This window comes from Pseudoalteromonas sp. McH1-42 (assembly GCF_022347845.1).
In the GTDB taxonomy this organism is placed as follows: Bacteria; Pseudomonadota; Gammaproteobacteria; order Enterobacterales; family Alteromonadaceae; genus Pseudoalteromonas; species Pseudoalteromonas rubra_D.
Genome location: NZ_JAKRFU010000009.1, coordinates 32,618 through 58,173, shown reverse-complemented (window position 1 = coordinate 58,173; position 25,556 = coordinate 32,618). Strand labels below are relative to the sequence as shown.

Below are 25,556 nucleotides of genomic sequence, written 5' to 3'. Positions count from 1 at the left end.
GCTTTTTTTATTTGACGAGCTCAACACACACGGGTAAAACATGAAATTTCCGGGCCGCAGAAGACATAAACATTATTTTCCAGTCGAAGATAAAGACCCTATAATTAACCAGTTACATGTCGTTGATCGACTTAAACGCAACTACATTTGTGGTATAGACCAAATCGTAGTAGACATCGAAGCTAAGGTCGATCAGGCCTTTCTAGATGAGTTTGGGTTGCAACGCGGTATGTCTCAAGTGATAGACAATGATGTCACCAATGCGCTTTACGATCGCCTGAAACGTGATGACATGATTGACTATGAATTTGCTGGCGGCACCATTGGCAATACCATGCACAACTACTCGGTGCTGGCTGATAGCCGCTCGGTGTTACTGGGTGTCATGAGCGAAAACATTCAAATCGGCAGTTATGCGTATAAGTTTTTGTGCAACACCTCCAGCCGGGTCGATCTCGATTACCTGCAACCCGTCCCGGGTCCCATCGGCCGTTGCTTTACACTGATTGACGACAGTGGTGAGCGGACCTTCGCCATCAGTGCCGGCATGATGAACCACCTAAAACCTGAGTCCATTGACAAGTCATTGATTGAACACGCCTCAGCATTGGTGATCAGCGCTTATCTGATGCGTACTTCAGGCGAAGAAACCATGACCCAGGCCACCATGCAGGCAGTGAAATATGCCAACGATGCCGGTGTGCCCGTGGTATTAACGCTGGGTACTAAATTCCTGATTGAGCAAGACCCGACCTGGTGGGCTGAATTCGTAGAGAAACACGTCGATATTCTGGCCATGAATGAGGAAGAAGGCGAAGCCATCACCGGTTTTGACGATCCGTTGCTGGCCGCTGACAAAGCGCTGGACTGGGTTGACTTAGTGATCTGTACAGCCGGGCCTAAGGGCCTGTTTATGGCCGGTTATGTGGATGATGAGAAAAAGCGCGAAACCGAGTACCCGCTGCTGCCTGGCGCTATTCCAGAATTCAACCAGTATGAATTCTCACGGGCAATGCGTCGTAGCGCGTGTAAACAGCCAATCAAGGCATACAGCCACACCGCTCCTTACATGGGTGGCCCGGATACCATTAAAAATACCAATGGAGCCGGAGACTGTGCATTGGCGGCAGTCTTACACGACCTGTCAGCGAACGTATACCACAAACTCAACGTGCCAAACTCAGCCAAACACGAACAGCATGCCATTACCTATTCTTCACTGGCACAGATCAGTAAGTATGCTAACCGTGCCAGCTATGAGGTATTAGTACAGCACTCACCACGCCTGTCGCGTGGCCTGCCAGAGCGCGAAGACTCGCTCGAACAAACTTACTGGGATCAGTAAGCAAAAACGGGAGCCATGGCTCCCGTTTTTTGTATCTCACTGTCACCTAAAATAAAGCGGTGCCAAGCTTTTCAGCCAGTAACTCAAGCGCCGCAATACCCGCAACAGAGTTACCTACTTTATCCAGCCCCGGCGACCATACCGCCACGGTAAATCGACCCGGAGCGACGGCAATGATGGTGCCTGACACCCCGGACTTACCCGGCATCCCCACCCGATAGGCAAAGTCCCCGGCAGCATCATACAAACCACTGGTAAACAGCAAAGAATTAAGCTGCTGGGTTTGACGTGCACTTAGCACCTGCTGACCACTTTGCTGACATACCCCACCCGTTGAAAGATAAGAAAGTGCCCGTGCTAGTTCGCATACATTGAGTTCAATGGCGCAAAAATTAAAGTACGACCACAGTACCTCTTCAACCTGGTTATCAAAGTTACCAAATGACTTCATCAGATAGGCCATGGCGGCATTGCGATAACGATGATCATACTCGGATTGCGCTACCAACTTATTAATAGCCACTTTTGGATTCGCTGTATGACTACGGTAACTTTCCAGCATAGTGTGGATAGGCGCACTCAGGCGGCTGAACAAGGCATCACAGGTAACAATGGCTCCGGCATTAATAAAGGGATTACGGGGAGTGCCATTTTCAAACTCAAGCTGAGTGAGGGAGTTAAATGCGGTGCCCGACGGCTCTTTACCCACCCGCTGCCACAACTCATCTCCATAACGCTGTAACGCCAGCGTCAAGGTCATGACCTTAGAGACAGATTGAATGGTAAAACGGCTATCACAGTGGCCGGCACTGAAGGTCTGTCCGTCGGCAGTGTGCAGTGCAATGGCAAATTGCCCCAGTGGCTGCTCAGCCAGCGCAGGAATATAATCAGCGACCTTTCCCTGGTGGGACAAGGGCTGAACCTGCTGTGCAACGTGTTGCAAAATAGCCTGATAATCGGGCGAGGCTGTTGTCATAAAAACGGTCATCATCTCAAAAAGCACAATAGCGCGAGTGTAACAGATCTGTGGCCACAAAAAAGCCGCACAGAGCAGTGTCTGTGCGGCTTTTTCTTGATACCAGTTGGCCCGGCTTACTTGGTAAACAGCTCTTTGATATTGGCCAAATCTGATTTACCAGCGATCAGCTCATCCGGCGTTAAACCTGATAATTCGTGCGGGAACACCAGCCATTCGTCCGACTCGTGAATAAAGTAATCCGGCGTCATAGGAACTTTTTTATTGGTCGGCTTGTAATATGGACAGGCGACACGAATGTCTTTTGGCAGGTTCAGACGCATCAGCTCTTCGAGCTTTTCACGTAGCGCATAAATACTGCGGCCCGAGTCAAATACATCATCCACAATCAGCAACGAGTCACCCGCATTAGCGTTTTCAACAATATAGTGTAAGCCGTGTACCTTGATCTCTTTCGACTGCTTGCCAATGCCATAGTAAGACGAGGTACGCACGGCGATATGATCGGTTTCTATGCCTTTGTAATCATAATATTCCTGAACAGCAATCCCGATAGGCGCGCCACCGCGCCAAATGCCGATAATAAAGTCAGGACGAAATCCATCTTCATAAACCTGAGCGGCCAGTCGAAATGAATCTTCAAGTAATTGTTGCGCCGTGATATAGCACTTGTCAGACATACAAACCCCGTGTCATTGAGCAAAGAACACCGCGCAAACCTGTGTTTTTAAAGTGCCGCTACAGACACCACAGCAATCAGCACGGCTGAGAATAACGTATAACCGAGTATTTTAGCTGAGTCGAAAAAAAATTGCTTGCGCTAGCGCAGTTTTTTTACAGGATGATGAATCTGAGAAAGGCTTGTTTTCCCCACTTACCGGGTTTATAACTCTATGCAAATATACTGAAGGAAACACTCATGAGCCAACTAACCCAGTTCAGACTGCTGGCCGACTATAACCAATGGATGAATCAAAAAATTTATCAGGCAGCTACGCGCCTGAGCGAAGAGGCATTAAAACAAGAGCGAGGCGCTTTTTTCGGCTCAATATTTGGCACATTAAACCACCTTGTAGTGGCAGACATTATCTGGCTAAAACGGTTTGCTTCAAACCAGGCGGGCTCTAGCGCTCTGCAATCCATATTGGAACAGCCCAATCCCACCAGCCTGGCCCAGTGCCTTTTTCAAGACCTCTCGCACCTGACTAGACATCGTCAATGGCTCGACAAACAAATTTTGTGTTTTATTGATGAGCTGCAGGAGTCCGATTTGGGTACCATCCTGACTTACCGCAATACTAAAGGTATCGGCTTCAGCAAACCTCTAAGTAGCCTGCTGATGCACTTTTTTAACCACCAGACTCATCACAGAGGACAAGTTACAACTCTGTTTTCTCAACTGGACGAAGACATAGGTGATACAGACCTATTACTGCTCATTGACGATGTCGACATCTAGGTATACCAGACCTTGTCCTGACAACTTCAAACCACTTTACCCTGTTTGATTCGCTATTTTGGGTGTCCACCTGCCAAATCGGTGCTATCCAGACTGAACGGCAAGACCACGACTTCTTTATGGCATTGCCGTCAAGTTATTACATTTAGATACATGAATAAAACTAATGTAATTTTGGAATTAATACATTGTGTTTAAATTCCACACAATGTACCCTAATCAGGTTCTCTGTGACACTACAAAATCAATAAGGAAAATGAATGAAACATACCCTACTGGTAGCGGCAATTACGGTGGCCCCATTTGCCGCAAACGCTGCTAAAACAATTTCTTCCGGCTCCTATGGCCACACTCAAGAACAAGGCAAAATCGCTGCAATTTCTGCACTTGAGCGACAAGCAAATGGTAACCCACTGTCCAACGTGCGCACCAGTTGCCGCTCAACTAATTATCCACTCCCCTGGTATTGTACTGCTACCGCACAAGTTGCAACGCTCTCTTTTGGCAGTGACAGCTATGAAATGTGTGGCCGCTCACACAGTAAAAGCGATACGGACGCCCGGTTCGAAGCCGCAATTGGTCGAAAATTTTGTGACAGCAACAAGCAATCAACTTATCGCTCAAATTTTGCAGTCAATGAAAGTAGCTTTGCCGGCAGTGCGTGTGATTACACGTCACCGAAAGGGCGATTGTTCAACAGTATCTGGTTACTGGACAACGCTGATAAATCAGGTGACAACTCAATTTTAGGCTGGGCCTATCACGAATCACAAAAAGACGTTCACAACACCCATTCAATTTGTGACGAGAGTGTCTTTGCCAGATTTAAGTGGAAGAAAAAGTTCTACAGCTGGGAATGGGTAAAACGTTCAGAAATGAGCATCAGCCGCCCAGGCCTGTACGATCAGGATGTGATTGGACGAGCTGCAACACTTGTACACGAAGCCAGGCATATGGACAAATCACATGGTAGCGCCGGCGGTGCGTGCAGCGGCTCAAGCTGTGACCCCAACTGGAGCTATAACGGCTCAAATACTTATGAAGCTTTATGGTTATGGTGGTTTGCGGTCAATGCTAACGATGCAACCCCGGCAATGCGGGCCAGTGCTGAGCAACAGGCAAACTACACAATCAATCGCCGCTTCGTTACACCGCCATCGTATCATGCAGACAAAGATGCTGAAATCATCAATAAATCAACGGCATCTGGTTTAAGTCGTCCTATAGAGCCATCAAACACAGTAACCTTCACCGCAGCAGGCGGGGTAGAATCAACGGTGCGCTCACAAGCAACATCTGGCTTTGTGAATAAATATGGTAAACAACCAACTAAAGTTGAATGCCGTCACAATCCACATAATATGGGACCTCCTCCATGGATCTGTGTCGCGACAGGCCCTAAATAACGCTCGTTTTAACATTCAGCCCCTGCAAAGGGGCTTTAAAAGGTATCGTATGAAGTACTCCTATTTTCTGTTTGTGGTCACAGCATTAGGCCTGCCATTTTGCGCAACCGCTAGCAGTAAAACCGCCGCTGAAGATTTACTTAAACCTTTAACGTGCGAAGTAACAGAGGCGAATATTACTTGCTCGGTGGCGCTGTTCAAATTAAATGCCATGGCGTTAAAGCATGTCCCGCTGACTGCATCAAGATCTATCGAACTGTCCAACACATTGCAGTTGAGTGCAATTGAACACCTGGTATCGGGCAATATTCGCCAAGTTCCGGGATCCGTCGTTAGCTTTGAAACTCTCGATATAACGGGTGAAGGCCATGCCATGCAACATGCACTGGCATTTAAAGAAATGCGCTTTTCACATAAACCACCGAGCAACACCCAGTTCTATGCCAGGCACTATAATAGTCCGCTGCCGACTTCCCCTGAAAACCTGCGACAACTTGCAGCACTGGACATGAGCATTGAAGAATTAAACTGGCAAATTAACACACCGAAAAGCAATGTCCATGTGACAGCAACGGGCGCTAAGCAAAATGCGAAACCGGTCAGCAAACCCGGCAGCTATCAAAATGTGACTATTAAGCCGAATTCCAGCTGGCATATAACGCCCGGAGCTTTTCACCTGATGTCACTCAACGCAGGTGAAAACTCTAAAATTGTAATAGAAAGCAACCCTGAAAACACAAACAACACCGTACTTTACGTTCATGGCGACCTGGAGACTCTGCCAGTTATCGATAATCGCACGCATGGCGCACTGGCAGTCATTTATCTGGGTTCAACTGACATCAAGCTCTCTCACACCTTTGACGGCGTGTGGTTTTCACCAGATGCCAACCTCACTCTGACAACCTTGCCTGATAATAAGCTACAGGTCGGTCAGTTCAGAGCCAAAAGCATCCAGGTAGAAGCAGGGGTACATATTCAACATTACCCGTTCGATCTGTTCAGCCTGATCCCTGCCGAGCTTGTTACTGAAGCAGAAGACTTGAATCCTCAGTCTCAACTCAGTGCAATAAATTACAGCAGCGTTCAACTAGAGCAAATGATTGAGGCCCACTTCAACAACTTATTTGGTATGGGAGAAGACGCAAATCAACAGTATGCTAAATCTCTGGAGACCCTGCGCAAAAACGCCCATCTCGTTGTGCCTGAACTGTTCAAAATCTATGATGATACTGCACTTACAGTTGAAGGTCAGATGCGGCGCTGGTCTGCGGTGCATATATTAAGTGAACTGAACAGCCCACTGGCTAATGACAAACTATATGAGATTGCGATCTCCAAACCAGACTACACATTTGCACCAAAAATCTCTTCTGATCACAGTCATGGTCCTTCCTACGAATCTCGTGAATTGAGTATTCGCGCCGCGGCTATGGATGGTATTGCAAACCTGGCTGCACTGGGCTACACGCAAAGTGACGAAACATTAGCAAATTACATACTCGGGCCGGAAGATAAAGAGCCTATGACGCTAAGATATGCCATCAAAGGCTATTTGAAAGGCAATGACACCGAGGTGCGACGTGAGCAATTGCTACGGCACCTGGGCTCGGAGTATAGGGCTTTTATACAAGGAGAATAACCCCCTTTCAAGATTGTCAGGACTGCCCTAAGCAGTCCTGAGCTTATCAGTCACAGCCTTTTTGAATACTGGATGTCCAAACCTTCACTATAAAGTCGTTATAGTCGCGGTCGTTTTGATCTTCCCAGTACTGCTTATCTCCATAAACACGATAATTGGTGGTCAGCTGGTTAGAATTGCCATTAATGGATAACACATAGTCATAACTGGCCCCTTCAATGACATCATAACTGCCTGCGCCACCGTATTCGTCCAGCAATTTCACATAGCTACCATTCACCCGGATACCCCAGTCATTATTGTAGCCTGCGCTTTCGCTGACAAACTGATAATGAATACGGGTGTAGTTATCCGGCGTACAAGCCGGGTCGTTGTCTTCTATGGTGCCCGACACAGACGCGGAACCACTGGTGTATGTTGCCCCCTCAACCACTAAGGTCAGCGCCTCGCTGTCTTCATGGTTGGCATCATCCAGGGTGGCAATATTAATGGTCGCACTGGTTTCGCCCGCAGCAATCGTGACGCTGGCAGATGGCGAGGTGTAATCGCCGGCAGAGGTAGTGTCATCCAGCACACTGACGTCGAGCGTCACATCCTGATAATAGGCATTACTTAAAGCTACTTGATATTCGAGCTGCCCCCCTTCCGATACCGTATCCGTGATTGCTTCGACCGTGAAGGTCGGTTCAGGATCAGTTTCACAACTGGGTGTGGTGTAACAGGCCACAGCCTGATCGGTATTGACTGCCAAATCGTTGAGCCGCACGGGCACCGTAGCCAGTAAACAGGTGTTACCCGACTGAGGGTTGAGTTTGTATAGCTTGGAGCGATTCACATGCCCATAATCGTTGATCAAGGTACGGCTGACAACCACTTCACCGGCCTGATTTAACGCAGCCCCTGTGGCTGCGGTCAGGCTATGGTTCGCCAGTTTAGTGGCCGCGAAGGTGGTTTTATCTATCTGATAAACACTGCGACTGGTGATCAAATACCAGTTGCCATTTTGGATCACTAAGTCGCCACGAAACTTGCCTTTGAGCGAGCCCAGTGCACCCAGCTCTGTCGCTTCACCCGTGTTTTTATTTATTTCATAGAGCTTTTTAAAATCGGTGCCCAGCAGCGCATCGCGCTCGGGATCATACACCATACTCAGCACCTGAGAGGTTCTGCCCACCAGCGTGTGCGTATCGGTAGCAAAATCATAGTATGCCAGGCGCAAATATTTAAAGCGCTTGCCCTCTATTGGAAGGTGCGTTAACTGCTCTGCACTGAGGTTAAGGTGACTCACGTCAACCTGATATTCAAACGGTCTGGGCGCTGACACATAATACATGCGTTTGCTGGCCGGGTCATAAGCCAATGCTGAGGCACTAAATTCCGCCAGCGTTTGTGCATAGGCACTGTTATCTTGTTCGTTCAGACCAAATAAAATCCCCACATCGCCACGACCCGCATTAATGCCATATAGCTGGCCACTACAAGTGTTCGCGTAAGAAACAGAAGACGCCACCAGGGCAATCAAAGAAAGTGATGTTTTTAGCATGGTAATAAACTCGTTCGGTTCATCCAAATTCAGGCTAATACAACACAAAGTAATGACACATCTACCTCCGCTGTATGATGCGATTTCCTATTCCATTAGGAGTGAGTGCTTCCATTATTATCTTTGCAATCTGAGGCCATGATGCGCGTCAAAACACAAAAAATCAACAAAAAAATAAGAACAATGGATTAATTTAGTGCCATAAAAACACCATAATCAGATTTTCTGAACAATCTCAGTACAATACAAGCCGCTTGATTTTTAGTCAGCGCGTACCTATTAAGAAGATTAATTAAGCAAAAGGAATAACGCTGATGAACAACGACAACCTGACCCTGATACAGATAATACTAAAAGCAGGGCTGATTCTCACAATGAGTGTGCTCAGCCTCTGGTGTCTGATCAGGATAGTGAAATGGGCCAAAGGGATGCCCAAAGCCGCTTATCTGGTGATGGCAATCTTTCCATTGCTGTCTTTGTTTCCTATTCCACCGCCCGTATTTAAAAATGTGGCAAAGGCGAAACAAGAGCAGCGTAAGCGTAAAGAAGTGCCCGGTGACCCGCCAGAATAACCATCTTTAAGATAGCCCCCTCTTACAACACCAGCAGGCCTATTCAATTCCCCATGCTATGCATTCAGCCCCTGCATCCATAACTGGCTCAGCTGGGCAAGAGATACGCCTGACGGCGCAGTCGATTCCTCACGGTGTCCGGAAAACAGCTGCTGCGCTAATTGCCGACCAGCGTTCTGGGCCATTGTCACTTTTTCAATCCGCAGCTGATAAAACCTGCCGAGTACCACGCTGAGATCGTGCTGCTGTGACATCAGGCAGCTCAACAACCAGGCATCTTCCAGTGCCTGACACGCCCCTTGCCCTGAAGTCGGTAATGCAGCGTGCGCCGCATCACCTATTACAACGACATTGTCTTTATGCCAGTATGGAAGTGGATCTAAATCATGCACAAAAATAGCCCTGACAGATCCCGGCTCAGCATGCCTCAAAACAGATTGAACCGCTTCAGTCCATCCGCCAAATCGCTGCTTTAACTCGCACAGCCAGTCGCGCTGACTACAACTTTTATCGAGCGGTGTGCGCCACGCCCCTGCCCAATAACACGTTTGAGGCTTTACGGGCACAATGCCGAAACGTTCACCAGGATAACGGAAGTCGCCAATACTGTTTGGTAAGGAGCCAGGTTCAAGCCGACTGATCCCTATCACATTGATAAATCCCTGATAGCACGGTGACACTGGCGAAGTAAATAGCGCCTCACGCGCCACCGAATGCATTCTCCCATCAGCACCAACGACTAAATCATATGTCTGCCTGAGCTTATCTATATCCTGCTCAGTCACTGTGGTTGTAAATGCAATAGATACCCCCTGCGCGCTTAGTGCGTCACCCAGTACGCGGATCAAATCACGGCGCAATATGGTCACGGTCGCGTGACCACTGAGCCGATTTAGCTCATCAATATCCAGCGCATTTTGCCGGTTGCCTCTGCGGTCATACTGACACACAAACTCGGGTGTTCCACCGGCTCGAATGATGTCCGATGCTAACTCCATTTGCTCTAACACAAACATCGCGTTGGGCCACAACGTGACACCAGCTCCCATCACCCTGTGCGCGGCTGCACGCTCGTACACCTGCACTTCATGCCCTTGTTTGCTTGCCAGCAGAGCCAGTGCCATACCAGCAACGCCAGCCCCTATAATCGCAATTCGCTTTTTCTGCATTATTCACTCCATTCAATATCTTGAGTGCAGTGTGACAAAGCAGCTAAATGGGATAAATATGATAAAATGGCTTTATAAATCCCATTTTATGAGATAGTAAATGATCGAAAGGACTGATATTCAGTGGCTATTGAGCTTTGCGGCAGTCTATGAAAAGTTAAGCTTTAAGCAGGCTGCACAACATCGCCAGCTGCCCACATCCAATATCAGCCGCCATGTGGCCCAGCTGGAGCAACACTTAAACACCCGGCTGCTGGAGCGAACAACGCGAAAAATGCGCCCGACAGCGGCAGGCAAACAACTTTATCTGACACTTAAGCCGCTCATTCACACAATGGATGATGCACTGACAGAGGTGTCTCAGCACCATGACGCGTTGTCTGGCCACCTCAATCTGGTCATGCCAGACTTGCCTGTACTGGCAACGCTTATTGCCAATTTCTGCCACCAACACCCCGATATACAACTCAGTTGTGATACACAATTAAACCCCACTGAAGGCATGCTGGAGGGATTAGATTTGGTGGTGCGCTTTGGCCGGGGCACACTGGAAGACTCGGGCTGGGTAGCGCAAGCCCTTCTGCATCTGCCTAGCTGTGTTGTGGGTGCACCTGAGCTGCTGCACCGTCATGCACATGTGCACTCGCTGGATACACTCAGTAAAGTGCCCTGTATTACCAGCCTGACCGCGCTACAGGGCACCCCGTGGCGATTCAAACACAATAGAACATTGCATGTGCAATCCAGTTATAAAGTGAATAGTGGCCACATGGCCAAAGCTGCCGCAGTCCAGGGACTGGGCTTTGCCATTTTACCGCGACATATGTGCCAGGCAGAGCTGGAGGCAGGCACTTTAGTGGAGCTCACGTTAGACCATGAGCCGGAAGATCTGGTGTTATATGCATTTTACTCAGGTCGTAAATACCCGCAGAAAAAAGTCACTGCGCTCCTATCACACCTTAAAACAGGGTTAAGTGAGCTAATGGATACACCGGCAAAGTAAACATATTCAAATCAACAACGGTCAGACGGGGCTCAAATACACATCTTTCAAGGAGCATGCACGAGGGACTGAACCTGATAGCCCTGATCCGCGAAGAAAAAGCCAGTGCCACCCATAACTACCGCGCGTTGCCTGGATATACCCAGAAAGCTCCTTATCTCTCAAGCCCCCACTCAGTTGTATACTTTGTTTTTCATCAACATATAAGCTTTAACAAACGCTGGCTTACCTTCCCATACGCGGCTCTCAAATCAAATGTATGATTTTCTCGCAGTGACGTTAGCCGTTTTACATTGAGTTTACCTGGGTTGATTTAGTCTGTGACTCAACAGCTAACAACCACCCAATTCAAGGAAACACCATGCGTACAAAGACTATCAAGCCAAAACAAGGCGCACTGACAACATTGATCTCCGCGGCCCTATTCAGCCTGGCATCACATACGGTGACAGCGTCTGACGTAACAGTTACCAAAACCACGGCGCCAATCGCAGCGCACACGGCCTCACACACGCTCGATACACACATAGAGCACTTACTCGCAGAGCACCACTTACCGGGTTTAGTGCTGATGGTGAAACACCAAAATAAACTGGTACATTACAATGCGTACGGCAAAGTAAACGTCAAGAAATCCAAACCAATGACAAAAGATGCGCTGTTCCGTATTTTTTCAATGAGTAAACCCATCACTTCAGTGGCTTTATTGCAGTTAGTAGACAGAGGTCAGATCGCTTTAACGGATGATATTCGCAAATTTTTACCTGAGCTGAATGTGCTCGAAGTTGATGGACAACCACATACGGTCACCATCCATCACTTGCTCTCGCATACCGCCGGATTTGGTTATGGCGGTGGGCTAAAAAGCTGGGTTGATATTCGCTACTTATTGGCTAACCCACTGAGCCGCGGCAATACCCTGGACGAGATGATTGATGACCTGTCTGGCATAGACCTTAAGTTTACGCCGGGGGAACGCTTTGAGTATTCGATTGCCAGCGATATTCAAGGTGCCATTATCGAAAAAGTGTCAGGCCTGCCTTTAGATACCTATCTAACACGTCATCTTTTTGAGCCACTCAACATGCAAGACACCCATTTCTCGGTACCAAAGGGCAGCGAGCACCGGCTGGTTGATATGTATGAGTATGACGCGACGACCTTTGAAGAAGCCTACGTATTCAACAAAGACAAAATTCTCTTTAGCGAAGAAGGTGCAGATAGCGACTATTTAAACAAACCGGTGTTACTTTCGGGTGGTGGCGGGCTTATCTCAACTGCACAAGATTACAGTAACTTCGTTTCTATGCTTTCGAATCAGGGGAAATTTAATGGCCAGACCCTGTTATCAGAGCACTTGGTTGACACTATGCTCAGTTCGAAAACGCAGGGGCTGGACACGCACTTTATGCCACGGGTATACAAAGGCGTGGGTTTTGGTTACGGTGTGGGAGTTAAAGAAGCTACCGACGATCTTCGTCAGGAAGGCACCTTCTTTTGGGGTGGTATGGGCGGTACAATATTCTGGAGCGACCCAAAATCTCAGCTTGAAGTGGTCGCGATGATGCAGGTAGAAGATGGCTGGGTGGCACTCGAAAAGTGGTTAATCCCCCACATTTATACCCTTATTGACGCACCTCATTTGCGTGCTCAAAACGCTAATACCGAGTTATAAAGTGAATTAAACATGGCGCATATTCTGGTAGTTGAAGATGATATGGATATTGCACAAGGCATTGCTGAGTTCTTGGAACCCAAAGGACATGAACTCGACTTTGCCTACACAGGTAAACAAGCCCTCGTTTTACTGGAGCAAAACCGTTATCAACTCGTTTTGTTAGATATCAACTTACCATTTGTGAATGGTTACGAAGTCTGCCGTCAGTTGTCAGACAACGCACTGGGCCAGCATTTAGCTAAAATCCCGGTGATCATGATGTCTTCTCGTAGCCACGAGCAAGACATCCTGCAAGGCTTTGCCAGTGGTGCCTGGGATTACTTAAAAAAACCCTTCTCTTTTGCCGAGCTGACTGCCCGGATCGACGTTGGATTAATGAAATCAATGCCACCAACAACGCCAACCGATGTCATTACCTTTGACGATGTGACACTCGACCCGGAGACATTACTGCTCACCTATCAGAACACAAGCCTGCAGCTACATAATATCGGTTATGAGATATTAAAATTGCTTATTTCTCAGGCTCCAGGCGTGGTAAAAACACAAACGCTCCATGCCCATTTATGGCCAGATGAAACGCCAGACAGCGACCCACTCAGAGCACACATATACAAACTGAGAAAACAACTCAAAGCCCACTTCGATCAAGATTTTATCGAGACGATCAAAGGAGTCGGATACAAATTTACCCTGGCCAGGAATCATGTTGTTTAATTCATCAAGTCAACCCACCTTACTCTCACGTGTCAGGCAACACAGCTTATGGCTCGCATTAACGCTGTTCTTGCTCTTTTCAGGTATGACCCTGTTTATTGTCTTTGCTTTGGAAGATGCCGTTTTTAAAGATCAACTTAAGCAGACCTATCACGTGATCCAGCAAGGTGGATCATTACCCGCTAACATGACCTTAGTCACACAGACCGATACCTTCACTCTGTCTGACAGTGAGCAGCTTAAATACTTTGAGTTTGACGCGCACTTTGGAGAATTTAACCAGGGTAATCAGCATTTTCATTTTATGAAAACCGATCTTGGCGTCCTGCTCCTCAATAGCTCAGAGTTGGGGATCATATCCCGCGCCATCGATGATATTTTGGTAATTTTATTGTTGATGTTGCTGCCCACATTACTTCTGACCTACTGGTTTTCTAATAAGCTCTCTGAAAAAGCACTGCAGCCATTTAGCAAAATCCACCATGCCATTGCTTCTGAGCACTTGCACATCAATGAGTTCAAAGCCGCACTGTGCGACATTGAAGAACAAGATATTCAAATCATTGCAAAAAAATTAGTGACTGCACTGGAACAAAAAACACACCTGTTGCAGCAGCAAATTGCCTTTAATCAAGGTATGGCCCATGAGATAAGAACGCCCTTGCAAGTGATGTCGCACTCGATGGAGCTGATCAGTGCCTCAACACCCGAAATAGCCTCACTAAAGTCATATCATCGTCTCGACAAGGCCATTGCGAGAATGCACCGGATCAGTAGTGCATTGCTGTGGCTTACATCAGATGCAGAAGAGCAACATACCACACAGGTCCGCCATATACTCGACACCGTTCTATCGGAGTCTCAGGCACTGATAGCCCTGCATCAAATTAATATGCGAATTAATGAGCCGGATCCGCTCAATGCACTCAAATTGCCAGTCCCTGAGACCGTTTTAGAACTGGTTATATTGAATCTATTAACCAATGTGATCCATCATTGCCAAACATCAGAGGCCGATAAATACTGGCAGATTAGCATCAGCCCATCCCAGATCCGTTTCTGCAATCCCACGGTGCAAACGCCGGATGAAACATCGACTCATGAAAACTTTGGTCTGGGACTGCAGTTAGTAACCGCGTTGATGGATAAATTTAATGTGGGCTTTGATGCCCAACACAACAACCAGGTATTTAGCGTTTCACTGAGTATTAAGAAACCTGGCCCCTGAACGTTTGGCGCGACGGCTCTATATCCAGATATTTTAAAAACCGGCAGAGCCGCCCTTCGCATGCATCGGCAATCCTCTCCTTGCAGTGCGCACTGAGCCCTTGCGGTAATGCGATACCCTTGCCTCCCATTGTGTAGGCATCAAACACGCCATTTTCTCCTTGATAGACAATGGAGAAATTCAAGGCAATTGCACTCCCACCCAGATACCTCTCACCCCAGCTAGGTACAGATATAACCATGTCACCATTCATGTTGTAGTTGCCTGACATCTGTATCACCTTTTGCCGCAGTGACTCCCCATTTTCTCCGGCATAAGATGACGGCATATAATAATTGACCACATAGAAATCGTAACCTGCAGCAATCAGTGAATTGTGACTATCAATGAATGATGCTCGGTAAATGGGCTCATCTGCGGCTGAGATACGGTATTCAAGCGCAGGAAAACAGCCCTTTAGCTCGATATCATGATCCCAAAAGTAGCTACACCCAGCCAAAACAGTGCCCGCCATGGTCAGACATACCAATTTTAGTGGAGCCTTTAACCTCTGCATAATCGCCTTACTGTGTCCTGTTCACAGCAATATTTTTGAACATACAGCTATTTTAATCAAACACTTAAATTGAGTCTTTCGAACAAAAAATAATAAAAGACAACGACTTTGAAATACCTAGGTATGTGAAGATAGAACCTAAATCGGGTGATGAGGTAAATGTCAGCGAGTGTGAGTAAGGAGGGAGCAAGCAGGCATAATAAGCATTATGCCTGCTAATAGATTAAGATTCGTCTGATGACAGCTCGTTGTCTTGCGAGTCTGTGGCATCCTGGCCATTGAATTCAATTTCAAACCCATCGACCCGTTGCAAGCCTCTGGGCAACTTATTACCGCGACGACCTCGTTCACCATAGTAGTGCTCCAGATCGCCAGGTTTAAGCGTAAGTTTTCGCTTACCAGCATGTAAGGTCACGGCACAGCCATCAGGTATTGCTGCCAGCACTTTCACAAACTCCTCACGGGCCTGCACTTTGGCGCTCGGGATAGAGATGATCTTATTGCCTTTACCTTTGGCCAACTTGGGCAGGTCGCGCAATGGGAAGATCAACATCCGGCCTTCGTTAGAGATCGCCATACAACGATCGGTAGCCACATCGCCTACGGTGATGGGTGCCATCAGCTCTGCCCCTTTAGGGATGCTGACCAGGGCCTTACCGTTTTTGTTTTTACTGACCAGGTCGTTAAACTCAGCAATAAAACCATAACCCCCATCAGTCGCCATCAGGTAGAGCGACTGCTCTTCTCCCATCACTACATGTTCAAAATTAGTCCCCGCAGCCAGATTAAAGCGACCTGTCATCGGCTCCCCCTGGCTACGAGCGGATGGTAGGCTATGTGCATCGGTAGCAAATGCCCGGCCGGAGCTGTCGAGGAATACCGCAGGCTGATTACTACGGCCTTTCGCAGACGCTTTATAGCTGTCCCCGGCGCGATAATTAAGCCCTTCAGCATCAATGTCGTGACCTTTAGCAACCCGGGCCCAGCCTTTTTCAGACAGCACCACAGTGACTGATTCCGACGGGATCAGATCTTTCTCACTTAGAGCTTTAGCTTCAAGGCGCTCAACAACTGGTGAACGACGCTCATCGCCGTACAACTCGGCGGCTTCACGAATTTCTTTTTTCAGCAACGTCGACATTCTGCGCTCTGAGCCCAGTGTCTGCTCCAGCTTGTCACGTTCAGCACTCAGTTCATCCTGCTCGCCGCGGATCTTCATTTCTTCAAGCTTCGCCAAGTGACGCAGCTTTAAGTCTAAAATGGCTTCAGCCTGTTTGTCCGACAGCCCAAAGCGGTTCATTAACTCTTCTTTTGGCTTGTCTTCAGTACGAATGATCTCAATCACTTCGTCGATATTCAAAAAGGCAATCATTAAACCTTCAAGAATATGCAAGCGTGCCAGCACCTTATCGAGGCGATGCTGCAAGCGACGACGCACCGTATCACGACGGAACACCAGCCACTCGGCCAGGATAGTGCGCAAATCTTTGACCTGAGGACGACCATCCAGGCCAATCATGTTGAGGTTAACCCGGTAGTTCTTTTCCAGATCTGTGGTGGCAAACAGGTGCGCCATCAGCGGCTCAACTTTGACGCGATTTGAACGCGGTACCACCACAATACGGGTGGGGTTTTCATGGTCTGATTCATCGCGCAGATCGGCGACCATAGGCAGCTTTTTGGCAGTCATCTGTGCAGCAATCTGCTCCAGCACTTTGCCACCAGACACCTGATGCGGTAGCGCAGTGATCACCACTTCGCCCTGATCTTCTTCATACACCGCACGCATTTTGATGGAACCACGTCCGGTGGTGTAAATCTTCTGGATCTCCGCTTTCGGTGTGATGATTTCAGCTTCGGTCGGATAATCTGGCGCCTGGACCATCTCCAGTACTTCTTCCAGAGTCGTTTTTGGCTTATCCAGCAAAGTACAGCAGGCTTCAGCCAGCTCGCGTACGTTATGCGGTGGAATGTCGGTAGCCATGCCTACTGCAATGCCGGTAACGCCATTGAGCAGAATATGTGGCAGCCGAGCTGGCAGCACCATAGGCTCATTCATCGTGCCGTCAAAGTTAGGGATCCAGTCAACGGTGCCCTGACCCAGTTCTTTCAATAAGACTTCTGAGAATTTTGACAAACGCGCTTCGGTGTAACGCATTGCTGCAAATGACTTAGGGTCGTCAGCAGCACCCCAGTTACCCTGGCCATCGATCAGCGGGTAACGGTAAGAAAACGGCTGCGCCATCAACACCATGGCTTCGTAACAGGCGCTGTCACCGTGTGGGTGGTATTTACCCAACACATCACCCACAGTACGGGCTGATTTTTTATACTTAGCCGCGGCCGACAGGCCCAGCTCACTCATGGCATACACAATACGCCTTTGTACTGGCTTCAGACCGTCGCCAATATGCGGCAAAGCCCGGTCCATGATCACATACATGGAGTAATTGAGATAGGCGTCTTCTGTGAAGCGGCCCATCGCCAGTTGTTCAATCCCCTGCAAGGACAGGGTTTGCGGATCTGTCATGATACACCTTATTGTTTGTTGTACCGCACACGAGTTATCGCGTTGGCGTAATCATCCGAATTCAATTCTTGGCAGCAAGCTTAAACTTCTGCTTTATCACCATGTTGTTCCAGCCAGCTCTTTCTGTCGCCGGCACGCTTCTTCGCCAGTAGCATGTCCATCACTTCGAGCGTTTCTTCTGGCTCATCCAGGGTCAGTTGCACCAGACGGCGGGTATTTGGATCCATAGTGGTTTCACGCAGCTGCATCGGGTTCATTTCACCCAATCCTTTAAAGCGCTGTACATTGACTTTACCGCGCTTCTTCTCTGCCTCAATGCGGTCTAATATGCCGCGCTTTTCATCTTCGTCCAGCGCATAGAACACCTCTTTACCGACATCGATACGGAACAGCGGTGGCATGGCCACATACACATGACCACGACGTACCAGCTCCGGAAAGTGCTTAACAAACAAGGCACACAGCAAAGTAGCAATATGGAGTCCGTCGGAGTCAGCATCGGCCAGAATACAGACTTTGCCATAGCGCAGCGCTGACAGGTCTTCAGAGTCCGGGTCAATACCCAAGGCCACTGAGATGTCATGAACTTCCTGCGAGGCCAAGATCTGCCCGGAATCGACTTCCCAGGTATTCAGGATTTTCCCCCGCAACGGCATGATGGCCTGAAACTCACGATCGCGCGCTTGTTTGGCTGAACCGCCCGCCGAGTCCCCTTCCACCAGAAACAGCTCAGAGCGCTCGGTTTCTGAGCCAGAACAGTCGGTCAATTTACCGGGTAATGCCGGGCCACTGGTGACCTTTTTACGCACCACTTTTTTAGCTGCTCGCATACGTTTCTGCGCATTGCTGATACACAACTCCGCCAGGGCTTCGGCGGTGTCTGTGTGCTCATTTAGCCACAGACTGAAGGCATCTTTTACAATGCCCGAAACAAACGTAGCGCAAGAGCGTGATGATAGTTTTTCTTTGGTTTGACCGGCAAATTGCGGATCCTGCATTTTCACCGATAATACATAGCTGCACTTGTCCCACACATCGTCTGGAGTCAATTTCACGCCGCGTGGTAACAGGTTGCGGAATTCACAAAACTCACGCATGGCTTCCAGCAGGCCCTGACGCAGGCCGTTGACGTGTGTCCCACCTTGCGCAGTTGGGATCAGGTTCACATAGCTTTCGGTAATGGACTCGCCGCCCTCAGGCAACCAGTGTAATGCCCAGTCAACCCCTTCGGTTGAACCGCTGAAACTGCCCACAAACGGGCTTTGCGGCAAGGTCTCATACCCTTTCGCACTGTCTTTTAAGTAATCTTCCAGACCCGACTCGTAGCACCACTCCTGCGTTTCTTTGGTTTGTTTATTGATAAAGCGAATACGCAGGCCAGGACACAATACCGCTTTGGCTTTCAGCAGATAATTGAGCTTGCTGAGCGAAAAGTTAGCAGAATCAAAATAGCTGGCGTCAGGCCAAAACTGGACTGAGGTGCCGGTATTGCGTTTACCAACCGTGCCTGTGACTTCTAAGTCTTCGACTTTATCGCCGTGCTCAAAGGCCATCTGATACACCTGAGCATCGCGCTTAACCGTGATCTCAACCCGGGTCGATAAGGCATTCACTACCGAGATACCTACCCCGTGCAGACCCCCGGAAAATTGATAGTTTTTATTAGAGAATTTACCACCAGCGTGCAGTTTGGTCAGGATCAGCTCGACCCCCGGGATCCCTTCTTCAGGGTGGATATCCACGGGCATGCCGCGGCCATCGTCGATCACCTGCAGCGAGTTATCTTCATGCAAGATCACATCGATCTTACTGGCATGACCGGCCAGGGCTTCATCGACACTGTTGTCTATCACTTCCTGACCCAGGTGGTTCGGTCGTGTGGTGTCGGTATACATGCCAGGTCGGCGTTTCACCGGCTCCAGGCCATTCAACACCTCAATGGCTTCGGCATTATAATTCTGCTGACTCATAATTGGATCTGATTTTCTTCGCTTGTATTGGTGATGTTAAGAAACCTGACTAGGGTCTCAAAGTAACGCTCAAAACCCATAAAACTATGGTCCCCGCCAAATTCAATGTGGCCGGGGCTGGCGCTGAAGTAGTTCACCGCCTCTTGATAGGGTAACACTTCATCGCCGCTTTGTTGTAGCAATAAAATATTTTCTGGTGAGTGCAGAGACTCAACGTAGAGCTGACGCAAAGTTTCAACATGCTGGTGCGTCAGCGTGTAATGCTGTTGTTGGTAAGGATTATACTGAGGACCGAGATAATCATGCAACAATTCAAATGGTCTTACCGCCGGGTTCACAACCACAGCGCGCAAACCGTGCTGCTGCGCCAGATAGGTGGCGTAATACCCGCCCAGGGAGCTACCGATCAGCGCGGTGTCTGCATCTATTAATTGCTCAAGCTGCACAATAGCAACCGCCGGATCGTAGTGCAAACGCGGCGTCAGATAGCGACAGGGAAACGCTTGCTGCGCAAGCCACAGCCTTAACTGCTGCGCTTTGAAGGACTGCTCTGAGCTATTAAAGCCATGAATATAAATTAGTTTGTGAGCCATTTGACCTCAGTATGCAACCCCTGTGCTGTCCAGTGAACTAGGCGGTAAGCAGGGCCAGTGTTGTGCTGCTGCCAGTCACTTGTATGCTTAGCGAACTGGATAGAAGTCGCCGGCGTGGCGTAGACAGGTAAAGAACGAAACGACTGGCTATACGCATTATGTACATGACCATGAATAAGCGCCTCAACGCGTTGGCTGTTGACCAACGTATTCAGCAGTTGAGGCCCATTTTCCAGCATGTGCTTGTCAAGATAACCGTCAATCGGCAGTGGGTGATGATGACAAAAGGTCAAAACAGCGTGATCACCGTCACTTAATTGTCGCTGCAACTCCGTCAGGTGTTCAGCCTCACACCAGCCTGCAGGCGTTGGCCCCTTGCTATTGAGCAACATAATATCACCCAGTTCGCATTGTAAAAGCTTGGCAGCACTGATCTGCCCTTCACTGATCTGTGTCAGCAAAGTCAGATCATCGTGATTCCCCGGTACCCAAAACAACGGACATTCAAGCGCCGATTGCGCCACCAACTCAGCGAATAATGCATACGAGGCCGCACTGTGGTCCTGAGTTAAGTCACCGCCAAATACCACTCCATCCAGTTGCTCCTGCGCCAAAGCATTGAGCACCCTGATGAAATGTTTCGCCGTATTGACTTCAAAATAGCATCCATCGCGGCTGCCAAACAGGTGGCTGTCTGTGATATGTGCCAGACGTAACTCTGCCCCATAAAACTGATGACGTTGTTCAAACCAAGCCATTATTGACATCCCAGTTGAGTGGTATCCGGCCACTTTCGAGACACGCCATCAGCCAGTCCGCTAAAAACGCATTGAGCTGGTATTTTTCATCTTTATGATGCATGTCCGGATTAGGGTAGCGATAAGATGGCTTAATGCGCTGGTGAAAATCGTGATGGATCACCTCTGCCACTTTGGCATCGTGGTAAAGGCGCACAGACAACACAAAATCATCCAGATGGGCGCTGATCTGTTGTTTCTGAACCACCGCAATATCCGTGGTATAGCGAGCAATACCATCAATGCGGATCTGATAACTTGCGGCCCCAAGGTGCAACTCCCGACTATTTCCGACGGTTTCTTCAGGCAGCAGTTTCAGTGCCCGCAAATAATTGCGCTCACACAGGGTAATGTATTTCGGTAAAGACTGGATGTATTCTTTTTGCATAACCGCTGATCAAACGACCTCACTTTATACCGGCTGAGATTGCCACTGCGCCAACATCTTGGGTTTGTGTAACGCCAACCATTGTAGACTAATCACAGTGGCAGCGTTATCAATTTCCTCACTTTCCAGTCTCGCCATGGCATCGCTAAAGGGTATCACATGCACTTTGATGTCTTCCCCTTCTTCTGGTAAACCATAAATGCCCCCCGCCTGGCTCAGATCAGCCTTAGCTAGGTACAAATACAAACGCTCCGTCGTGCCGCCCGGACTGGACAGGTAAGATGTCATGTAATGCAGCTCATCTAACTCAAGTCCAGCTTCTTCCATCGCTTCTTTGCGCACCACCCCTTCATAATCCAGACTGCCCTCAGCCATACCTGCAATGCATTCGAGTAGCCATGGAGAGTCTTTGGTTGCCAGTGCTCCAATGCGGATCTGCTCGATAAGTAATACCTGATCCGTCACAGGGTCATAAGGCAACACCGCCACGGCATGACCGCGCTCTAGTATCTCACGGTGGATAGTCTGGGACTGACCACCGGCAAATAACGCATGTTTAAAGCTATACAGGTCAATTTTAAAGAATTCGTCATAACACCGCTTAGGCGCTTCTAATGCGACGTCCTGATGATTAAATTGTGCAATTGGTTTCATGTTTCATCTCATTTTTTTCTTGATCGGGGTTTAATTTTTAACCCTGAACCCCCATCATAGGTATTCTCGAATTTTATCTTATTTTACTGCTCGTTACCTGCCAGAAGTCTCAGGTGGCACAGTATTATATTCTGTTACACTTGTTCTGACCGATTTACTATTTTCCTTATATGGGAATTGACTAAAACAAGGTAACATGCCGACAACGAAAAATTGTCTAAGGACTGAGCAAACAATGAAAAAAAGCATTCTATCTCTGTTTATCGGTGTTGCCTGCGCCCTGTCCAGCACAGCTTCACAGGCAGAAGATCTGTTGCAAGTGTACGAAATTGCCACCGCTAACGATCCAACGGTATTAAAAGCTAAGGCCCAAGCCGACGCACAAAAATATGCCCAAGATTCCGCGTTAGGCGATCTGTTGCCTTCATTGGGTTTTTCAATGAGCTACACCGATAACGATGGTGAGTCTACATTACCCGGTCAAAACGATGCATCAGGCTACACCGTAGTGGATACTTGGAGTGATTCAATCACGCGTAGTATCACTCTGAACCAGACTATTTTTAGTATGGCCACTTGGCAGAATCTGACCATTGCCGAGAAACAGGCGATGCAGGCGCTGACCAGCTACGAGCAGCAGCAACAAGACCTGATTGTGCGTGTTGCGCAAGGCTACTTTGATGTACTGAGTGCACTGGACAACCTGGAATTTGTACAGGCTGAAAAACGCGCCATCGAGCGTCAGCTAGAGCAAACCAAGCAACGCTATGAAGTAGGTCTGACCGCCATCACAGACGTACATGAAGCTCAGGCTCAGTTCGACCAATCTGTGGCCAACGAAATTGTTGCTCAAAACACCGTTGAAACGGCTCGCGAAACCCTGCGTACCATCACAGGTAAGTACCATGCCAAACTGGATAAGCTAAATACTGACAGCTTTTCTACCGTGAAGCCAAACAGACAGTCCAACGACTTCATTACCTTAGCTAAAGAACAAAACCTGTCATTACAGGTCGCTAAATCGGCGCTAGATATTGCACAGGATCAAATCGACCTGGCGCAAGCAGGCCACTATCCAACGCTGAGTTTACAAGCGTCGTATTCTGACTCTTTGGGTAACACGGAAGGCGCTGAACTGTCACCTCGTACTGATGGCACCAGCATCGGCCTGAGTTTCAATGTGCCCATCTATTCGGGTGGCAAAACAGTCGCAGCAACCGATCAGGCACGCGCCCTGTACGTAGCAGCCAGTGAAGATCTGGAAGCCTCTATGCGTAACGTTACACGCTCGGTGATCACCTCATATAACCAGGTGATGTCTGACGTAGCAACCTATCGCGCACTAGAGCAAGCGGTTGTCTCAGCAGAAAGTGCATTGCAGGCGACAGAAGCGGGCTTTGAAGTAGGTACTCGTACTATTGTTGATGTACTGGTAAGCACCCGTAACCTATATAGCGCTAAGCGTAATCTGGCTAACTTGCGTTATCAGTATGTGTTATCAACACTGAAGCTGAAACAAGCGGCTGGTACACTGAATCGCAGCGATTTAGAGGCCATCAACAAAGGCTTAGTCGCAGGCTAACCCAAATTTCGCTCGAGCAAAAAACCGGTGCAAGCCGGTTTTTTTCTGTCTGCGATTTACCCTGCCAAATAGGTCGCATCAGGTCCGCGCTCATCATCACTCTCTTGAGCTGTTCAGCCGATATCGCTAAACTAACCGTTTGAAGTTTGAAAGAGAGTGCACCTTTGGTTAACAACCCCACCTTTAAGCTGGCATTTTTAGCCCCAAAATTCTGGCCAACCTGGCTGAGTGTGTTTTTTCTGTATGCTCTGTCCTGGCTACCGCAAGGTATTCAGTTGTGGCTGGGAAAAATGCTCGGTCGCCTGGTGCACCGCCTGTTAAAAAAGCGTCGCCGTATTGCGGATGTCAATTTACGCTTATGTTTTCCTACTATGGATGCGCAACAGCGTGCTGATATGGTACTGAAAAATATGGAAAACACGGGTATCGCTACCTTCGAAACCTCCATGGCCTGGTGGTGGCCCCAATGGCGACTAAATCGGGTCGTCGGCTCAATAAAGGGAATAGAACACGTTGAGCAAGCACAAGCCAATGGCAAAGGTGTTCTGTTGCTAGTCCCACATATGCTACACCTGGAAATGCTGGGCAGAGTGCTGGGTATTGCACAGCCGGGGATCGGTTTTTACCGCCCACACAACAATCCACTGATGGAGTACTTTATGACCAAAGGTCGCTTGCGCTCCAATGAGTACCTGATTGGCAAGCGCGATGTCAAAGGTTTATTACAGGCGCTGAAAAACAAAAAAATGTGCTACTACCTGCCTGATCAAGACTATGGTCGCAATCGCTGCGAATTTGCGCCTTTCTTTGCCGTGCCCGACGCTGCCTCTACAACAGGAACACTGCTCTTTGCAGGAAGCAAAAATTGTGAGACATTAAGCTTACATGGCGTTCGTGATGAGCAGGGTAAATACCACATAGAAATCCAACCTGCGCTAACTGACTTCCCAAGTGACGACCCGCTTACCGACGTCACTCGAGTCAATCAGCGTATGGAGCAGGCCATTAGTGAGGCCCCGGAACAATACATGTGGCTACACCGACGCTTTAAAACACGTCCGAATGAAAATGCGCCATCGTATTATGAGTAACCGTTAGCATAAAGTGTGTCGTGACAGTATGGCTAAAAAACGTTCAAAACGCTTATCAAATCTGTGGTTCTGGGCCAAACACCTATCGTTAGGCGTGTTGTTGGTGTGGGCCGCCTTTTACTTTTTGTATGGCAATGTCCCGTCAATGGAATTTCGTGACACTACCAATGCCGCCGCACGCGGATTTACCCAGTTTTACGAAGGGTTTAAACGCAATTTTAATGAGCGCAATACAGAGCGTGAAAAATACGTACTGGACTTGGGCAAACCGACTTACCCATTGGATGATGCAATTGCGCAGCGTGGCCTGGTAGTCAAACCAGCACCACAGCGTTGGACCGGAGAGATCCAACCGCGTCGCTTTGATAGTGGCGATACCCTGCGTAGCGTGCTGACCAACTATGCCAAACAAGAAGACATCGAGCTGTTCTGGTACCTGGACAAAGATTATGTGGTGAAACACAATTTCCGTGTCGATACCAACTTTGTTTCGACCCTGTACCAGGTCGGCACCGCCATTAACGATGATTTTGAGTTTGAAGTATTCACTTTCTTTTGTCACCGCCAGCGCGCCGCCATCATCACCCAAAAGCCCTCTCGCTTTGTGCGTGAAAACTGCCGTCGGTTAACCAAATAAGCTTTCTGGCCGGAGAAAAG

The 25,556-nt window shown here is 48.4% G+C and carries 23 protein-coding genes; 12 read left to right on the top strand and 11 right to left on the bottom strand.

All coding sequences use genetic code 11. From position 1 onward, the window contains the following. Positions 1-40 precede the first annotated feature (40 nt). Positions 41-1,345 carry an inosine/guanosine kinase gene (locus MHN31_RS09220; protein WP_010383041.1) on the top strand — a complete coding sequence of 435 codons (1,305 nt, stop codon included), beginning with the start codon at positions 41-43 and terminating at the stop codon, positions 1,343-1,345. Between the two features lie 46 nt (positions 1,346-1,391). Here MHN31_RS09220 and glsB read toward each other — a convergent pair whose 3' ends face one another. Next, entirely contained in the window at positions 1,392-2,321 is a 930-nt protein-coding gene (gene glsB / locus MHN31_RS09215; protein ID WP_239444136.1) for a glutaminase B, read from the bottom strand. Positions 2,322-2,437: 116 nt separating this feature from the next. After that, on the bottom strand, positions 2,438-3,001 hold the full coding sequence (locus MHN31_RS09210; protein WP_046003029.1) for a phosphoribosyltransferase family protein: 564 nt from the start codon (positions 2,999-3,001) through the stop codon (positions 2,438-2,440). Between the two features lie 239 nt (positions 3,002-3,240). On the opposite strand from MHN31_RS09210, the gene MHN31_RS09205 reads away from it, so the two are divergent. From MHN31_RS09205 to MHN31_RS09195, 3 genes are all read left to right on the top strand, one after another. Then, on the top strand, positions 3,241-3,780 hold the full coding sequence (locus tag MHN31_RS09205; RefSeq protein ID WP_239444135.1) for a DinB family protein: 540 nt from the start codon (positions 3,241-3,243) through the stop codon (positions 3,778-3,780). A 260-nt stretch (positions 3,781-4,040) separates the two neighbouring features. Beyond that, complete coding sequence (locus tag MHN31_RS09200) at positions 4,041-5,186, top strand: hypothetical protein (protein ID WP_125558097.1); 1,146 nt, start codon at positions 4,041-4,043, stop codon at positions 5,184-5,186. Positions 5,187-5,235: 49 nt separating this feature from the next. Further along, a complete protein-coding gene (locus MHN31_RS09195) occupies positions 5,236-6,828 on the top strand; it encodes a hypothetical protein (RefSeq protein WP_239444134.1) in 1,593 nt (530 codons plus the stop codon). A gap of 46 nt (positions 6,829-6,874) precedes the next feature. On the opposite strand, the gene MHN31_RS09190 is transcribed toward MHN31_RS09195, so the two are convergent. Further along, positions 6,875-8,371, bottom strand: a complete 1,497-nt coding sequence (locus MHN31_RS09190; RefSeq protein WP_239444133.1) for a Calx-beta domain-containing protein — start codon at positions 8,369-8,371, stop codon at positions 6,875-6,877. Positions 8,372-8,685: 314 nt separating this feature from the next. On the opposite strand from MHN31_RS09190, the gene MHN31_RS09185 reads away from it, so the two are divergent. After that, positions 8,686-8,943, top strand: coding sequence for a hypothetical protein (locus MHN31_RS09185; RefSeq protein ID WP_239444132.1), 258 nt, complete (start codon positions 8,686-8,688; stop codon positions 8,941-8,943). Between the two features lie 56 nt (positions 8,944-8,999). On the opposite strand, the gene MHN31_RS09180 is transcribed toward MHN31_RS09185, so the two are convergent. Further along, positions 9,000-10,112 (bottom strand): FAD-dependent monooxygenase, encoded by a 1,113-nt coding sequence (locus MHN31_RS09180; protein ID WP_239444131.1) that lies wholly within the window; start codon positions 10,110-10,112, stop codon positions 9,000-9,002. A gap of 100 nt (positions 10,113-10,212) precedes the next feature. On the opposite strand from MHN31_RS09180, the gene MHN31_RS09175 reads away from it, so the two are divergent. From MHN31_RS09175 to MHN31_RS09160, 4 genes are all read left to right on the top strand, one after another. After that, positions 10,213-11,115, top strand: a complete 903-nt coding sequence (locus MHN31_RS09175; protein WP_239444130.1) for a LysR family transcriptional regulator — start codon at positions 10,213-10,215, stop codon at positions 11,113-11,115. A gap of 361 nt (positions 11,116-11,476) precedes the next feature. Beyond that, a complete protein-coding gene (locus tag MHN31_RS09170; protein ID WP_239444129.1) occupies positions 11,477-12,790 on the top strand; it encodes a serine hydrolase domain-containing protein in 1,314 nt (437 codons plus the stop codon). Positions 12,791-12,802: 12 nt separating this feature from the next. Beyond that, complete coding sequence (locus MHN31_RS09165; RefSeq protein ID WP_239444128.1) at positions 12,803-13,510, top strand: response regulator transcription factor; 708 nt, start codon at positions 12,803-12,805, stop codon at positions 13,508-13,510. Then, the gene (locus tag MHN31_RS09160) at positions 13,500-14,738 is read left to right on the top strand and encodes a hypothetical protein (protein WP_239444127.1); all 1,239 of its coding nucleotides are present in this window, start codon (positions 13,500-13,502) and stop codon (positions 14,736-14,738) included. Before MHN31_RS09165 ends, MHN31_RS09160 begins: the two co-directional genes overlap by 11 nt. Here the strand turns inward: MHN31_RS09160 and MHN31_RS09155 are convergent. The 7 genes from MHN31_RS09155 to MHN31_RS09125 form a co-directional block, all read right to left on the bottom strand. After that, a complete protein-coding gene (locus MHN31_RS09155; protein WP_239444126.1) occupies positions 14,719-15,294 on the bottom strand; it encodes a hypothetical protein in 576 nt (191 codons plus the stop codon). The genes MHN31_RS09160 and MHN31_RS09155 overlap by 20 nt on opposite strands. A 223-nt stretch (positions 15,295-15,517) precedes the next feature. Continuing rightward, positions 15,518-17,824: a DNA topoisomerase IV subunit A gene (gene parC / locus MHN31_RS09150; protein WP_239444125.1), complete on the bottom strand. Its 2,307-nt coding sequence runs from the start codon at positions 17,822-17,824 to the stop codon at positions 15,518-15,520. Positions 17,825-17,904: 80 nt separating this feature from the next. Beyond that, positions 17,905-19,794 carry a DNA topoisomerase IV subunit B gene (gene parE / locus MHN31_RS09145; protein WP_010383065.1) on the bottom strand — a complete coding sequence of 630 codons (1,890 nt, stop codon included), beginning with the start codon at positions 19,792-19,794 and terminating at the stop codon, positions 17,905-17,907. Continuing rightward, positions 19,791-20,387, bottom strand: a complete 597-nt coding sequence (locus MHN31_RS09140; protein ID WP_239444124.1) for a YqiA/YcfP family alpha/beta fold hydrolase — start codon at positions 20,385-20,387, stop codon at positions 19,791-19,793. Before MHN31_RS09140 ends, parE begins: the two co-directional genes overlap by 4 nt. Next, positions 20,372-21,145 (bottom strand): metallophosphoesterase, encoded by a 774-nt coding sequence (locus MHN31_RS09135; RefSeq protein WP_239444123.1) that lies wholly within the window; start codon positions 21,143-21,145, stop codon positions 20,372-20,374. Before MHN31_RS09135 ends, MHN31_RS09140 begins: the two co-directional genes overlap by 16 nt. Further along, positions 21,132-21,572, bottom strand: coding sequence for a DUF1249 domain-containing protein (locus MHN31_RS09130; protein WP_138536176.1), 441 nt, complete (start codon positions 21,570-21,572; stop codon positions 21,132-21,134). Before MHN31_RS09130 ends, MHN31_RS09135 begins: the two co-directional genes overlap by 14 nt. Positions 21,573-21,596: 24 nt before the next feature. Continuing rightward, positions 21,597-22,226: an NUDIX domain-containing protein gene (locus tag MHN31_RS09125; protein WP_125558123.1), complete on the bottom strand. Its 630-nt coding sequence runs from the start codon at positions 22,224-22,226 to the stop codon at positions 21,597-21,599. A gap of 235 nt (positions 22,227-22,461) precedes the next feature. Between MHN31_RS09125 and tolC the strand changes: the two genes are divergently transcribed. The 3 genes from tolC to MHN31_RS09110 all read left to right on the top strand — a co-directional run bounded on the left by tolC (position 22,462) and on the right by MHN31_RS09110 (position 25,536). Continuing rightward, complete coding sequence (tolC, locus tag MHN31_RS09120) at positions 22,462-23,808, top strand: outer membrane channel protein TolC (RefSeq protein WP_125558125.1); 1,347 nt, start codon at positions 22,462-22,464, stop codon at positions 23,806-23,808. A gap of 164 nt (positions 23,809-23,972) precedes the next feature. Then, positions 23,973-24,899: an LpxL/LpxP family Kdo(2)-lipid IV(A) lauroyl/palmitoleoyl acyltransferase gene (lpxL, locus tag MHN31_RS09115; protein ID WP_239444122.1), complete on the top strand. Its 927-nt coding sequence runs from the start codon at positions 23,973-23,975 to the stop codon at positions 24,897-24,899. 28 nt (positions 24,900-24,927) lie between these two features. Next, complete coding sequence (locus tag MHN31_RS09110) at positions 24,928-25,536, top strand: TcpQ domain-containing protein (protein ID WP_239444121.1); 609 nt, start codon at positions 24,928-24,930, stop codon at positions 25,534-25,536. Positions 25,537-25,556 lie beyond the last annotated feature (20 nt).

Excerpts from the sequence above, each read along its gene's own strand:
- MHN31_RS09180 (WP_239444131.1), bottom strand. The coding sequence starts at position 10,112 with ATGCAGAAAAAGCGAATTGCGATTATAGGGGCTGGCGTTGCTGGTATG.
- MHN31_RS09220 (WP_010383041.1), top strand. The coding sequence starts at position 41 with ATGAAATTTCCGGGCCGCAGAAGACATAAACATTATTTTCCAGTCGAA.
- tolC (WP_125558125.1), top strand. The coding sequence starts at position 22,462 with ATGAAAAAAAGCATTCTATCTCTGTTTATCGGTGTTGCCTGCGCCCTG.
- MHN31_RS09205 (WP_239444135.1), top strand. The coding sequence starts at position 3,241 with ATGAGCCAACTAACCCAGTTCAGACTGCTGGCCGACTATAACCAATGG.
- glsB (WP_239444136.1), bottom strand. The coding sequence starts at position 2,321 with ATGACAACAGCCTCGCCCGATTATCAGGCTATTTTGCAACACGTTGCA.
- MHN31_RS09160 (WP_239444127.1), top strand. The coding sequence starts at position 13,500 with ATGTTGTTTAATTCATCAAGTCAACCCACCTTACTCTCACGTGTCAGG.
- MHN31_RS09185 (WP_239444132.1), top strand. The coding sequence starts at position 8,686 with ATGAACAACGACAACCTGACCCTGATACAGATAATACTAAAAGCAGGG.
- parC (WP_239444125.1), bottom strand. The coding sequence starts at position 17,824 with ATGACAGATCCGCAAACCCTGTCCTTGCAGGGGATTGAACAACTGGCG.
- MHN31_RS09210 (WP_046003029.1), bottom strand. The coding sequence starts at position 3,001 with ATGTCTGACAAGTGCTATATCACGGCGCAACAATTACTTGAAGATTCA.
- MHN31_RS09170 (WP_239444129.1), top strand. The coding sequence starts at position 11,477 with ATGCGTACAAAGACTATCAAGCCAAAACAAGGCGCACTGACAACATTG.
- MHN31_RS09130 (WP_138536176.1), bottom strand. The coding sequence starts at position 21,572 with ATGCAAAAAGAATACATCCAGTCTTTACCGAAATACATTACCCTGTGT.
- MHN31_RS09140 (WP_239444124.1), bottom strand. The coding sequence starts at position 20,387 with ATGGCTCACAAACTAATTTATATTCATGGCTTTAATAGCTCAGAGCAG.
- MHN31_RS09125 (WP_125558123.1), bottom strand. The coding sequence starts at position 22,226 with ATGAAACCAATTGCACAATTTAATCATCAGGACGTCGCATTAGAAGCG.
- MHN31_RS09135 (WP_239444123.1), bottom strand. The coding sequence starts at position 21,145 with ATGGCTTGGTTTGAACAACGTCATCAGTTTTATGGGGCAGAGTTACGT.
- MHN31_RS09165 (WP_239444128.1), top strand. The coding sequence starts at position 12,803 with ATGGCGCATATTCTGGTAGTTGAAGATGATATGGATATTGCACAAGGC.
- MHN31_RS09200 (WP_125558097.1), top strand. The coding sequence starts at position 4,041 with ATGAAACATACCCTACTGGTAGCGGCAATTACGGTGGCCCCATTTGCC.
- MHN31_RS09190 (WP_239444133.1), bottom strand. The coding sequence starts at position 8,371 with ATGCTAAAAACATCACTTTCTTTGATTGCCCTGGTGGCGTCTTCTGTT.
- MHN31_RS09155 (WP_239444126.1), bottom strand. The coding sequence starts at position 15,294 with ATGCAGAGGTTAAAGGCTCCACTAAAATTGGTATGTCTGACCATGGCG.
- MHN31_RS09110 (WP_239444121.1), top strand. The coding sequence starts at position 24,928 with ATGGCTAAAAAACGTTCAAAACGCTTATCAAATCTGTGGTTCTGGGCC.
- parE (WP_010383065.1), bottom strand. The coding sequence starts at position 19,794 with ATGAGTCAGCAGAATTATAATGCCGAAGCCATTGAGGTGTTGAATGGC.
- MHN31_RS09175 (WP_239444130.1), top strand. The coding sequence starts at position 10,213 with ATGATCGAAAGGACTGATATTCAGTGGCTATTGAGCTTTGCGGCAGTC.
- MHN31_RS09195 (WP_239444134.1), top strand. The coding sequence starts at position 5,236 with ATGAAGTACTCCTATTTTCTGTTTGTGGTCACAGCATTAGGCCTGCCA.